The following is a 12,355-nucleotide window of genomic DNA, read 5'->3' on the forward strand; positions in this document are numbered from 1 at the left end:
GCGTGCGGGGGTGATCAGCCGCCGTAGGGCTTGACCTCGACGATCTTGACCATGGCCTGCTTGCCGTTCGGCAGCTCGTAGGTGGCCTCGTCGCCGATCGTCTTGCCGTCGATCGCGCGGCCCAGCGGCGACTGCGGCGAGTAGATGTCCATCTCGTCGTCGCCGGCCACCTCGCGCGAGGCGAGCAGGAACTTCATCAGGTCGTCCTCGTCGCCGTCGAAGGCGACCGTCACGACCATGCCGGGGGCGACCACGCCGGAGTCCGCGGGGGCCTCGCCGACCTTGGCGCGCTCCAGGAGCTGGGTGAGCTGGCGGATCCGCAGCTCGTACTTGCCCTGCTCCTCCTTGGCCGCGTGGTAGCCGGCGTTCTCCTTGAGGTCACCCTCCTCGCGCGCGGCCTCGATCTTCTGGGCGATCTCGATCCGCCACGGGCCGGTCAGGTGATCCAGCTCGGCCTTGAGCTGGTCGTAGCCGGACTGAGTGAGCCAGGTCACGTTCTCGCTGGTCTGGGTCACGGGTGCTCCTCGTAGGTGCTGGGGCTGTGCTGAGGGTGTGAGTCGTCAGCGCGTCGGGTGGTGCTGATATCGGTCTTAACTACAAAGCAACGCCCGCTCCCGTACCAGCTGGTGCGGAAGGGGCGAAACCACGAGCCTAACAACTCCGGCCGACAATCGGGAGGGTCGTTGGCGCGCCATTGACGACAGCGTTGCGCCAAGGTGTACAGGTCCGGTGGCCGGGCCTCCCCTACGGATGCCCGCTCGCCCCGGCGAATATGCGCGGCTACTTCGGGGTGCAGCCCAGCAGCTCGGCCGTGGTGCCGCGGGCGGTCGTCCGCAGGCTCACCACCGCGTCGTAGCCGGAGCCGTCCGCCGGGACGGGGAAGTCGGCCACGCCGACCACCGCGCCGTTCTCGGCCTGCGAGCGGACGGTGCAGCTGCCGGCCGTGCCGTCGGTCTTGCGCACCGACAGGTGCAGCTGGACCTCGGTGTCGGAGACCGCCTGGAAGGTCGGCACCGCGCCGTTGATCTTCGTCTCGCGGATCAGGTAGGAGCCGCCCAGCCAGGCGATCAGGCCCAGGCCCAGCACCGCGCAGACCACGCCGATCACCTTGAGCCGGCGGTCGGTCTCGCGGTCGCCGCGCCGGCCGTAGCGCCCCTCGGGCAACTGCGGAACCGTGGTGCCAGCGGTCATCGGGCTCAGTCCTCTCGTGGGGAGGGGGCCGCGCGGGTGGTGCGGGGGAATGCGGTGCTCCTCCAGTCCGTCACTATAGGAGGGGCACGCCCGCGGCCGGTCCGGCGGGGGCGGGGCTCGGCCGTGTCGGCGCCGCGCGCGGCGGCCCGGCTCCGCGGCGACGCGGCCCCATGAGCGGATCGGACAGTGGGCGGACCGGCTTGCGCGGGACGCCCGGACATTGTGGAAGGAACGCACGCGTTGACTGAGCAGTTGCGACTGATGGCGGTGCACGCCCACCCGGACGACGAGTCCAGCAAGGGCGCGGCGACCATGGCCATGTACGTCGACCGGGGGGTCGACGTGCTCGTGGCCACCTGCACCGGGGGGGAACGCGGGTCGGTCCTCAACCCCAAGCTGCAGGGTGATCCGGCGATCGAGGAGAACATCCACGAGGTCCGGCGCAAGGAGATGGACGAGGCCCGCGAGATCCTCGGGGTCAAGCAGGCCTGGCTGGGCTTCGTCGACTCGGGCCTGCCCGAGGGCGACCCGCTGCCCCCGCTGCCCGAGGGCTGCTTCGCCCTGGTGGACCTCAAGGAGGCGGCCGAGCCGCTGGTCCGGCTGATCCGGGAGTTCAAGCCGCAGGTCATCACGACCTACGACGAGAACGGCGGCTACCCGCACCCCGACCACATCATGACCCACAAGATCACCATGCTGGCCTTCGACGCCGCCGGCGACCCCGACGCGTACCCGGAGGCCGGCGAGCCCTGGCAGCCGCTGAAGCTCTACTACAACCACGGCTTCCCGATGGGCCGGATCCGCGCCCTGCACAAGTACCTCAGCGAGAACGGCCACGACTCCCCGTACGGCGAGTGGATCGAGGGCTGGGAGAAGAGCGGCCGCAAGGAGCGCGAGATCACCACCCGGGTCCGCTGCGACGACTGGTTCGAGACCCGGGACCGCGCGCTCATCGCGCACGCCACCCAGATCGACCCGGACGGCCCGTGGTTCCGCGTCCCGCTGGAGGTCCAGCGCGAGGTGTGGCCCACCGAGGACTACGAGCTCGCCCGTACCCTGATCGACGTGGACCTGCCCGAGGACGACCTCTTCGCCGGCCTGCGCACCCCCAGCCTGGCGGCCGAGGCCGCCGACACGCGCGACTGAACCACCCCCCGACGGCCCGGCTCCCCGTGAGCCGGGCCACCATAGAGATATGAGCGCCCCCGTGAACCTCACCCACCTCGCCGCCGAACTCGCCGTCGACGACGCCAAGGTCACCCCCGGCCTGCTGGGCTTCCTCGTCTTCGCCGTCCTCGGCGTGGCCACCTGGTTCCTGGCCAAGTCGATGAACCGGCAGTTCAAGAAGGTCGACTTCGTCGAGGAGCCGGAGCCCACCAAGGAGTGAGGTCCCGCCCCCTCCCGCCGCGCCGATGCGCGAGGATGGGGGCATGCCGAACCGCCTCGCCGACGCGACCTCGCCGTACCTGCTGCAGCACGCCGACAACCCGGTCGACTGGTGGCCGTGGGGCCCCGAGGCGTTCGCGGAGGCGGCCCGGCGCGGGGTGCCGGTGCTGCTGAGCGTGGGGTACGCGGCGTGTCACTGGTGCCATGTGATGGCGCACGAGTCCTTCGAGGACGCGGGGGTGGCGGCGTACCTGAACGAGCGGTTCGTCGCGGTGAAGGTCGACCGGGAGGAGCGGCCGGACGTCGACGCCGTGTACATGGAGGCGGTGCAGGCGGCGACCGGGCAGGGCGGGTGGCCGATGACCGTCTTCCTCACCCCCGACAAGGAGCCGTTCTACTTCGGCACCTACTTCCCGCCCGAGGCCCGGCACGGCATGCCCGCCTTCCGGCAGGTGCTGGAGGGGGTCCACGCGGCCTGGCGGGACCGGCGCGAGGAGGTCGGCGAGGTGGCCGCCCGGATCCGGGCCGACCTCGCCGAGCGGGCCTCGGTGTACGCGGTCGGCAGCGGTGTGCACCAGCCGCCCGGGGAGGCCGAGCTGCACCAGGCGCTGGTCGCGCTCAGCCGCGACTTCGACGAGCGGCGCGGCGGCTTCGGCGGGGCGCCCAAGTTCCCGCCGGCCATGGCGATCGAGTTCCTGCTGCGCCACCACGCCCGGACCGGTTCGGCGGCGGCCCTGGAGATGGCCGCCCGCACCGGCGAGGCGATGGCCCGCGGCGGCATCCACGACCAGCTCGGCGGCGGCTTCGCCCGGTACGCGGTCGACGCCGGCTGGGTGGTCCCGCACTTCGAGAAGATGCTGTACGACAACGCGCTGCTGCTCCGCACCTACCTGCACCTGTGGCGGGCGACCGGCTCCGCGCAGGCCCGCCGGGTCGCGCTGTCGACGGCCGACTTCCTGCTCCGCGAACTGCGCACCCCCGAGGGCGCGTTCGCCTCCGCGCTGGACGCGGACAGCCTCGACGAGGAGACCGGCGCGAGCGCCGAGGGCGCCTACTACGTGTGGGAGCCCGGCCAGTTGGTCGACCTGCTCGGCCCGGCCGACGCGGCCACCGCCGCCCGGCTGTTCTCCGTCACCCCCGGCGGCACCTTCGAGCACGGCACCTCCGTCCTCCAACTCCTCGCCGACTCCGAGGACTTCGCCGAGTGCGAGGCCATCCGCACCCGCCTGTTCGAGGCCCGGGCGGCCCGCCCGGCCCCCGCCCGGGACGACAAGGTGGTCGCCGCCTGGAACGGGCTCGCCATCGCCGCCCTCGCCGAGACCGGCGCCCTGCTGGAGCGGCCCGACCTGGTCCGGGCCGCCGAACGCGCCGCCGACCTGCTGCTCGCCGTCCACCTCACCCCCGACGGCCGGCTGCTGCGGACCTCCCGGGACGGCCGCCCCGGCACCAACGCGGGCGTGCTGGAGGACTACGCGGACACCGCCGAGGGCTTCCTCGCGCTGTACGCCGTCACCGGCGAGTCCGAGTGGCTCCAGCTGGCCGGCGGGCTGCTCGACACCGTGCTCAAGCACTTCGCCGACGAGGCGACCGGCGCGCTGTACGACACCGCCGACGACGCCGAGGAGCTGATCCGGCGCCCGCAGGACCCGACCGACAACGCCACCCCGTCCGGCTGGACCGCCGCCGCCAACGCGCTGCTCACGTACGCCGCGTACACCGGTTCGGCGCGCCACCGGACCGCCGCCGAACGGGCGCTCGGCATCGTCGGCGCCCTCGCCGGCCGCGCCCCGAGGTTCATCGGCTGGGGCCTGGCCGCCGCCGAGGCGCTGGCCGACGGGCCGCGCGAGGTCGCGGTGATCGGCCCCGCCGGGCACCCGGCGACCGCCGCCCTGCACCGGGCCGCGCTGCTGGGCACCGCCCCCGGCGCGGTGGTCGCGTTCGGCGAGCCGGGCGCGGGCAGCGACGACGTCCCGCTGCTGGCCGGCCGGCCGCTGGTCGACGGGGCGCCCGCCGGGTACGTCTGCCGGCACTTCGCCTGCGACGCGCCGACCACCGACCCGGCGGCGCTGGCCGCGAAGCTGGGGGCAGCGGTGGAGCAGGCGGGGTAATTCGCTGGTGGGGGCGCCGGGCGGCGGGCGAGGATGGGACATGACCTGGACCATCGGCACCTCCCTCGACGACTTCCGGGCCCGGGCCGGCGACTTCCTCGCCGCCAGTCCGGCCGAGAACACCGTGCTGCTCACGATCGTGAACCAGCTGGCCCGGCGCGGGCCGCACTACTTCGGGGAGGGCGCGCCGGTCTTCGGCTGGTGGCGCCGGGAGCCGGGCGGGCCGGTGGAGGGCGCCTTCCTGCAGACCCCGCCGTTCGAGCCGCGGCTGGGGCGGATGCCCGCGTCGGCCGCGGCCGAGCTCGCCGCCGAGTTGGCGGCCGGGGGTGTGGAAGCGGCCGGCCTCGGCGGGGTCGCCGGCGGCGAGGCGCAGGTGCGGGCCTTCGGCGCGGCCTGGACGGCCGCCACCGGGGTCACCGGCACCGTCAAGGTCAGCGAACGGCTCTACCGGCTCGGCGAGTTGACCGGACCGCCGCGGCCGCCGGCCGGCTCGTCCAGGATCGCCGGGGCGGCCGATCGCGCGCTGCTGATCGAGTGGATCGAGGAGTTCGCCGCCGAGGCGGACGTTTTGATTCCCAAGGTCGCGACCGTGGTGGACAACCGCACCGCCGCCGGTCAGCTGCACCTGTGGGAGGACGGGGGCCGGCCGGTCGCGCTCGCCGCAGTCAGCTCGGTGCTCGCCGGGATGGCCCGGATCGGCCCCGTCTACACCCCGCGCGAGTGCCGCGGCCGCGGCTACGCCAGCGGCGTCACCGTCGCGGCCTCCGCGGCCGCGCTCGCCGGGGGAGCGGCGGAGGTGCTGCTCTACACCGACCTCGCCAACCCGACCAGCAACTCGATCTACCAGCAGATCGGGTACCGCCCGGTGGAGGACTGCCTGAAGTTGGAGTTCGGGGTGCACCCGGGCTGAGCCACCCGGCACGTGCTACTCCCAGTCCCAGCGGATGCCGAGGATGCACGGGTGGATGGCGGTGGCGACGAGGTGGACGCAGTGGTGGCCGTCGAGGGTCAGCTCCTCGGTCTCGTGCGGCTTGTCGGCGGGGGAGCGGCGGGCGAAGCGGCGGCAGCGGACCGGGAGGGCGGCCGGGTGGAAGGTGATCTGGAGGACGTACTGGCCGGCGCCGGAGTGGAAGCCGCGGACGTACTCGTTGCTGGGCGCGGGTGACGGGGCGTCGTCGAAGCCGTAGCCGAGCAGGTGGGTGTCCCCGGCCCGCAGTCTGCGGTCGAGGAGGAGTTCGGCGACCAGCAGGTCGTGGGCCTGGTCGCGGCGGATCCGGCCGGGGCGGCAGTTCTCCTCGGCGCGGACCCCGACCCGGGTGATGTCGCTGCCGGGGTCGCCCTGGTGGATGGCGAGGTAGCGGTCGACGCCGTCGCGGTGGGCGCGCAGGGCGTGCTGGGAGTCGCGGCGCTGGAGCTGGCGGTCGGCGCCGATCCGGATCCGCTCGATGTGGGTGATGGTGTGCAGCCCGGTGTCGCGCGGGCTGGCGAGGGTGGTGAGCAGGCGGTCGACGGCGGTGGGCGGGGTGATGAGGTCGCGGTAGGGGCGCACCGGCGGGCCGGCCGGGTCGGCGGGGGTGCCGCGGCGGGGGCCGAGCAGCCGGGTGAGGGAGTGCGCGGGGAGCTCCAGGACCTGCTCCAACTCGCGGACGGCGCGCAGCGATTCGGGGCGTTCGGGACGGCGGTGGCCCTGCTGCCAGTAGCTGAGGCTGGTGACGCCGATGTGGACGCCGCGCAGCGCGAGGTGTTCGCGGACCCGGTGGAGGGCGAGGCCGCGGGTGGCGATGGCGGTGCGCAGGGCGAGGTGGAACGGGCCGGTGCGCAGCGCGTTGGCGAGGTCGGGGTGGTCGGTCCGCTGCATGGCGGCCTCCTCGGGGGGCGGACGGGGCGGGCCCGGTTGGTCGTGAATATTCACATGTGGAGGGGGGTTTGTCACCGGTCGGGGCGTTGCGGGCGGGGGTTCCGGGGCCGGTGTTCACATCGGGGGCGGCCCGTTCACACCCGGGTGGGCGGGGTGCCGAGGGGCGTTGACCGGCCATGTCAACGGCGCGATGCTCGGTGACGCGATCCGGACCGCACCCCCACACCTCACGACTCCTCTGCCTGTCGCAAGGAGGAAATCCCCCATGTCAGTCGCACGGACACGCCTGCGCCGCACCGTCTCGGTGCTCGCGCTCGGCGTCCTCGGCCCGGCGCTCAGCGTCGCGGCCGTCAGCCCGGCCCAGGCCACCCCCACGGCCCTCGCCGGCACCACCGCCCTCGTCGGCAACAGCGCCCCCGCCGGTACGACCGCCCAGGTGCGGCCCGCCGCCGCCCCGGGTGCCACGGCCGATCTGGCCGGCACGTTCAAGAAGCTCAACATCACCATGCAGCAGCAACAGCAGACCAACTGGTGCTGGGCGGCGAGCGGCAACACCATCGCCACCTGGTACGGCTACAGCTACAGCCAGAACCAGTTCTGCAACGCCGCGTTCGGCCGGGCGACCAACTCCGGCTGCCCCAACAACCAGGCCACGCTGGGCGACGTGCAGAACGCGCTCAGCTGGATCGGCATCAACCCGGGCTCGTACGTCTCCGGGTACCTGCGCTACAACACGGTGCAGACCGAGGTGAACGCCGACCGGCCGGTCGAGACCCGGATCCAGTGGAGCTCGGGCGGCGGCCACATGCACGTCCTGTACGGGTACGACACCGGCAACAACTGGGTCTACTGGGGCGACCCGTGGCCGTCCAACTACCGCTACAACTGGGCGGACTACAACTACTACGTGTCGAACGGCACGTTCTCCTGGACCCACTCCCTGTACCGGATCGGCGCGTGAGGGGCGACATGAGCAGCAGCATCCGCAACCGCGCCGCCGTCCGGGGCCCCCTGGTCCGGAGTGCCGCCGCCGTCCTGCTGGCCGCCGGGCTCGGCCTGGCGGTCGCCCCCGCCGCGTCCGCCGCCGACCCGGCCGGTACGCCGGCGCCGGTGCCCGCCGCCGAGCTGGCGCAGGCCCGCGAGGCGGTGCAGAGCCCGGCCGTGCTCGACCAGTTGGGCCGCTTCTTCGCCCGCAAGGGCGTCCCGCCGACGGCGAAGCTGACCGTCGGCGCGGACGAGGAGGCGCGGGCGGCGAGCGCGGCCGCGCCCCGGCTGGCCGGGGACACCGTGCCGGTCTACACGCTGGACGCGGCCTTCGTGGCCGGCAGGCCAGGCGCCGCGGTGGCCCGGGCCGAGTTCACCGCGAGCCGGGTGGTCGCGGCGGACGGCCAGGTGGCCTCGGTGTGGACGGTCAAGCAGGGTGACGCCTGGCGGGTCGTCAACATCGCCACCGGTGGCGACGAGAGCGACTACGCGGCACGGGCGGCGAGCGGCGGCGGGACGGCGTTCCGCGAACCGCAGCTCAACGCCTGGTACGTGCTGCGGGACGGCCGGGTGCTGCCGCTGGACGAGGAGGCGCGCCGCTCGGTGGGCGACGCCGGGGTGACCCTGGCCGCGTACCAGCGGCTGGTCGGCCAGCGGTATGGCGACAAGCTGCCCGGCTCGGCGTACGACCGGGCGGGCAAGGGTGGCGGCTACCAGGCGGACGCCGCCGGGGAGCGGCCGACGGGCGGCGGTGGCGCGCTGCCCGCCGTGACGGCGGCCGCGGCGCTGGGCGTCACCGCGCTGGCCGGCGCGGGTGCGGCGCTCCGCCGGCGGACCGCCCTGCGGCGCGGGTAGCGCGCGGCGGGGTGACGGCGGCGGGGCCCGGTGCGGCGACCGGGTCCCGCCGTCCGGCTGTCGCGGGCCGTCCCTGCGACGTCGGCCCTACAGCTCGGTGAAGCCCTGCTCCAGGATGGTGAAGGTGCGCTCGACCAGGTCGGTGATGTCCTCGGTGCCGTCGCTCTCGGCCCAGCACAGCACGGTCTCCGTGGTGGCCGCGCTGAGGGCGGCGGCGGTGATCCGCATCGCGTAGGTGGGTTCGGCGAGGCCGGCGCGGCGGGTCAGCACGTGGAGGAAGAGCTGCTGCGGGTCGTTGGCGGTGTCGCGCATCCGGGCGCGCAGCGCGGGGACCTCGGTGATCAGCCGCATCCGGGTCAGCAGCTCGTCGCGTTCGTGCTGGAGCAGCTCCCGGATCAGGCCGATCATGGCCTCCCGGCAGGAGCGCAGAAACGGTTCGTCAGAGGGTCGGGCCAGCAGCGCCTCGATCATCGGCGGGTCGTACTCGTCACTGAGGACGAGGTCCTCCTTGGTGGCGAAGTACCGGAAGAAGGTCGACTGGGACACCTCGGCGGCGGCCGCGATCTGGTCCACCGTGGTGTTGTCGTAGCCCTGCTCGGCGATCAGCCGGTACGCCTCGCGGCGGATCGCCTGGCGGGTCTTCAGCTTCTTCCGCTCGCGCAGCGACAGCGGCGCCTCCAGCATCGCCTGGACCGGGTTGTCCGGACCAGCCGGGGGTGCCACTGTCGGCCGCGTTGCGCTCATGTCTTCGATTATCCGTGATCGGCCGCGGGCTCGACGGGGGCCACCGGCCCGGCCCCGGCGTCCGTCCCGCTCTCGCTCCCGGCCTCGGCGCTGGTTGCGGCCTCGGCCCCGGTCGTGGACCCGGCCCCGGTCGCGGCCCCGGCCTCGGCGCCCGGTTCGACGGACGGCATCCGGAGCGCGACCAGCACCGCCGACAGCACCGCGATCACCCCGGCGGCGAGCAGCACCACCGTCATCCCGTGCACGTAGGCCGAGTGCGCGGACGCGCTCAGCGCCGGGTTCCCGCTCGCGGCGGCGACCGCGTCGGCGGCGACCACCGACTGTCCGGCCCGGTCGGCGGCCCCGGCCGGGAGCCCGCCGGTCTCCAGCGCCCCCCGGTAGGAGCCGGCCAGCAGGCTGCCGAAGACCGCCACCCCGATCGCCCCGCCGACCTGGCGGAAGGTCTGCATCAGCCCCGAGCCGACGCCGGCCCGGGCGGGCGGCAGCGTGAGCAGGGCGCTGGCCTGCGCGGTGATCAGCGACATCCCCATGCCGACGCCGAGCAGGACGAGCCAGACCGCCGCGAGGCCGTAGCCGTCGGAGACCTCCGTCCGGCTGCCGAGCAGCAGGGCGGCGGCCAGCAGGGCCAGGCCGAGGACGATCACCGGCCGCGGGCCGGTCCGGGCGACCAGCTTGTCGCTGAGCCGGGCGGCCACCATCAGGCCGAGCATCATCGGCATCAGCCGCAGGCCGGTGCCGAAGGCGTCGGCGCCGAGCACGCTCTGGAAGTAGAGCGGCAGCACGAAGAACGCGCCGAACAGCACCACCGACACCAGGGTCGCGGCCAGCACCGACCAGCGGAAGGTGCGGTCGGCGAGCAGGCCGAGGTCGAGCATCGGATCGCGCCGGCCGCGGCTGCGCAGGACCAGCGCGGCGAGCGCGACCAGCGAGCCGCCGATCGTGCCGAGCACCAGCGGGTCGGCCCAGCCGCGCTCGGGGCCCTCGATGATGCCGTAGGTGAGCGCGGACAGGCCGCCCGCGCCGAGCAGGGTGGCGGGCAGGTCGATCCGGGGCGCGGCGGGGTTGCGGGTCTCCGGCAGCAGGACGGTGCAGGCGGTGATGCCGATCGCGACCAGCGGCAGGTTGATCGCGAAGATCGCGCCCCACCAGTAGTGCTGGAGCAGGAAGCCGCCGATCAGCGGGCCGAGTGGGGTGCCGACGGCGAGCGAGGCGGCCAGGATCGCGGTGGCGCGGCGCTGTTCGGCGGGCGGGAAGAGGCTGGGGATGACCGCCATCGACATCGGCATCACCAGGGCGCCGGCCAGGCCCATCGCGGCGCGGGCGGCGATCAGGGTGTCCGGGCTGTCGGTGAGCATGCCGACGCCGGAGGCGAGGCCGAACAGCGCGAGGCCCAGGGTGAGCGTGAAGCGGCGGCCGAACCGGTCGCCGATCAGCCCGGCCGGGAGCATCACGGCGGCGAAGACCACGGTGTAGGAGTCGACGATCCACTGCTGCTGCCCGGTGGTGGCCTGTAGCTGCGAGGCCAGGGTGGGCAGCGCCACGTTGAGGACCGTCATGTCGAAGCTGATCACCAGGACGCTCAGCGCGACGGCGACCAGGGCGAGCCAGCGCCGCGGGTCGGGGGCCGAGGCGGATGGCCCGGCCGGTGGTCCGGTCGGTGGCCGGCTGGATGGCTGGCTGGATGGCTGGGTGGGCACGGAAACCTCCGGAAGCCTGCGAGGGAGTTCCTGTCAAATGACAGTAACTCCCAAAAGATGGCCACCGTCAATGACGAATGCGGGTACCAACTCGGCTACGCTCCGTGATGTGTCCTGGAAGTGCGCGTTCCGCACGGGGAATTGACGCAACGTTGATCTGTCGTTCGCCGCTTTCGGGCGGTTGCGGGTGACTGACGGTAGATACGATGTGGCGGTCGGTCAGTGCGGGCCGAAGCGTGCCGAGAGCGGAGAAGGGGTGGGGCGGCAGGAGCCGACCACGAGCCCGGCGCAGGAAGAAGGGGAAGCCGAGATGGCTGATCGGGAGTCGGGTGCCCAGGTCTGGGGTGCCGCAGTGGTGGTGGCCTCGGCGCTGGCCGTGGTCGCGGCGTATCTGATCAACGGCGCCGCGCTGGTGCTGGTGGTCGCCGGGGTCGAGGTGCTGCTGCTGATGGTCTACGTCGGCCGGCGCTGGCGGTTGCTCCACCAGTCGCCCGAGCCGGAACGCCGGCCCGCGCCGCGCGGGCACCGTACGGCCGCCGGCCTGGTGGACGCCGCGCACTGCGAGCGCTGCCGGCGGGCCCGGGCGGCGATCGACGCGCGGCAGGCCGGGCTCCACGCGCGCGGGCAGCGGACCCACGACCGGTTCGACCGGCTGCACGAGCGGCGCTCGGAGCGCCCGTACGAGCACCCGGTCCGGGAGTGGACGGCGGAACGGGCGGCCGTCCGGTCGCACGACCGGCCGACCGCCCGTCATGGGGCCCCGGGCTCAGCCGGCCGTGCTGTAGGCCACCAGTGAGACCCCGACGTACTGGGTGATGAACGCGCCGAGGGTGAAGGCGTGGAACACCTCGTGGAAGCCGAACCAACGCGGTGACGGGTTCGGCCGCTTGAGCCCGTACACCACGCCGCCGACGCTGTAGAGCACGCCGCCGACGATCATCAGCACCAGCACGGCGACCCCGCCGGCGTGCAGGAAGTCCGGCAGGAAGAACGCCGCGGCCCAGCCCAGTGCGAGGTACACCGGCGTGTACAGCCAGCGCGGCGCGCCCACCCAGAAGACCCGGAACGCGATCCCCGCCAGCGCACCGCCCCACACCGCCCAGAGCAGCACCTGCCGGGCGGCGCCGTCCAGCAGCAGGATGGTGAACGGGGTGTAGGTGCCCGCGATGATCAGGAAGATGTTCGCGTGGTCCAGCCGGCGCAGGATCGCGTCGCCGCGCGGCCCCCAGGTGAAGCGGTGGTAGACCGCGCTGACCCCGAACAGCAGCCAGGCGCTGGCCGAGTAGATCGCGCACGCGATCCTCGCCGGGCCCGGGTCGGCCAGGCAGATCAGCACGATCCCGGCGGCGACGGTGGCGGGGAACATCCCGGCGTGCAGCCAGCCGCGCCACTTCGGCTTGCTCTCGACGGGCTCCGCGCGCTCCAGGGACTCAGCAGTCATGAGCCGCATGCTACCCGCTACCTACGGATCCGTAGGTTACTGCGGCGTAGGAAGTGGCGCTCGTCACGACTTGGACGTTTTGGAGTGTTCG

General features: G+C 73.7%; 13 protein-coding genes. 7 read left to right on the plus strand and 6 right to left on the minus strand.

The genetic code is table 11. The features are described 5' to 3' along the window. Positions 1-14: 14 nt before the first annotated feature. Entirely contained in the window at positions 15-515 is a 501-nt protein-coding gene (gene greA, locus AB0N76_RS16505; RefSeq protein ID WP_363557598.1) for a transcription elongation factor GreA, read from the minus strand. Between the two features lie 265 nt (positions 516-780). Next, positions 781-1,191, minus strand: a complete 411-nt coding sequence (locus AB0N76_RS16510) for a DUF4307 domain-containing protein (RefSeq protein ID WP_363557600.1) — start codon at positions 1,189-1,191, stop codon at positions 781-783. A 240-nt stretch (positions 1,192-1,431) separates the two neighbouring features. Here AB0N76_RS16510 and mca point away from each other — a divergent pair, with 240 nt between their 5' ends. From mca to AB0N76_RS16530, 4 genes are read left to right on the plus strand one after another with little or no spacing between them, the layout of a single operon-like run. Further along, positions 1,432-2,337: a mycothiol conjugate amidase Mca gene (gene mca, locus AB0N76_RS16515; RefSeq protein ID WP_363557602.1), complete on the plus strand. Its 906-nt coding sequence runs from the start codon at positions 1,432-1,434 to the stop codon at positions 2,335-2,337. A gap of 49 nt (positions 2,338-2,386) precedes the next feature. Beyond that, complete coding sequence (locus AB0N76_RS16520; RefSeq protein ID WP_363557604.1) at positions 2,387-2,578, plus strand: hypothetical protein; 192 nt, start codon at positions 2,387-2,389, stop codon at positions 2,576-2,578. Positions 2,579-2,621: 43 nt separating this feature from the next. Next, on the plus strand, positions 2,622-4,685 hold the full coding sequence (locus tag AB0N76_RS16525; protein ID WP_363557606.1) for a thioredoxin domain-containing protein: 2,064 nt from the start codon (positions 2,622-2,624) through the stop codon (positions 4,683-4,685). A gap of 40 nt (positions 4,686-4,725) precedes the next feature. Beyond that, on the plus strand, positions 4,726-5,595 hold the full coding sequence (locus tag AB0N76_RS16530) for a GNAT family N-acetyltransferase (protein WP_363557608.1): 870 nt from the start codon (positions 4,726-4,728) through the stop codon (positions 5,593-5,595). Between the two features lie 15 nt (positions 5,596-5,610). Here the strand turns inward: AB0N76_RS16530 and AB0N76_RS16535 are convergent, their stop codons facing one another. Then, on the minus strand, positions 5,611-6,543 hold the full coding sequence (locus AB0N76_RS16535; RefSeq protein ID WP_363557610.1) for a hypothetical protein: 933 nt from the start codon (positions 6,541-6,543) through the stop codon (positions 5,611-5,613). A 265-nt stretch (positions 6,544-6,808) separates the two neighbouring features. Here AB0N76_RS16535 and AB0N76_RS16540 point away from each other — a divergent pair, with 265 nt between their 5' ends. After that, a complete protein-coding gene (locus tag AB0N76_RS16540; protein ID WP_363557612.1) occupies positions 6,809-7,504 on the plus strand; it encodes a papain-like cysteine protease family protein in 696 nt (231 codons plus the stop codon). 8 nt (positions 7,505-7,512) lie between these two features. After that, a complete protein-coding gene (locus AB0N76_RS16545; RefSeq protein ID WP_363557614.1) occupies positions 7,513-8,382 on the plus strand; it encodes a hypothetical protein in 870 nt (289 codons plus the stop codon). An 87-nt stretch (positions 8,383-8,469) separates the two neighbouring features. Here the strand turns inward: AB0N76_RS16545 and AB0N76_RS16550 are convergent, their stop codons facing one another. Both AB0N76_RS16550 and AB0N76_RS16555 read right to left on the minus strand, forming a co-directional pair. Continuing rightward, positions 8,470-9,126, minus strand: coding sequence for a TetR family transcriptional regulator (locus AB0N76_RS16550; RefSeq protein WP_363557616.1), 657 nt, complete (start codon positions 9,124-9,126; stop codon positions 8,470-8,472). Between the two features lie 8 nt (positions 9,127-9,134). Continuing rightward, the gene (locus AB0N76_RS16555; protein ID WP_363557618.1) at positions 9,135-10,823 is read right to left on the minus strand and encodes an MFS transporter; all 1,689 of its coding nucleotides are present in this window, start codon (positions 10,821-10,823) and stop codon (positions 9,135-9,137) included. A 310-nt stretch (positions 10,824-11,133) separates the two neighbouring features. Between AB0N76_RS16555 and AB0N76_RS16560 the strand changes: the two genes are divergently transcribed. After that, on the plus strand, positions 11,134-11,619 hold the full coding sequence (locus AB0N76_RS16560) for a hypothetical protein (protein ID WP_363557620.1): 486 nt from the start codon (positions 11,134-11,136) through the stop codon (positions 11,617-11,619). On the opposite strand, the gene AB0N76_RS16565 is transcribed toward AB0N76_RS16560, so the two are convergent. Further along, positions 11,590-12,273 carry a hemolysin III family protein gene (locus AB0N76_RS16565; RefSeq protein WP_363557622.1) on the minus strand — a complete coding sequence of 228 codons (684 nt, stop codon included), beginning with the start codon at positions 12,271-12,273 and terminating at the stop codon, positions 11,590-11,592. The genes AB0N76_RS16560 and AB0N76_RS16565 overlap by 30 nt on opposite strands. Between the last annotated feature and the right edge of the window lie 82 nt (positions 12,274-12,355).

The sequence above is a fragment of the Kitasatospora sp. NPDC093806 genome, assembly GCF_040683335.1.
Classification (GTDB): domain Bacteria; phylum Actinomycetota; class Actinomycetes; order Streptomycetales; family Streptomycetaceae; genus Kitasatospora.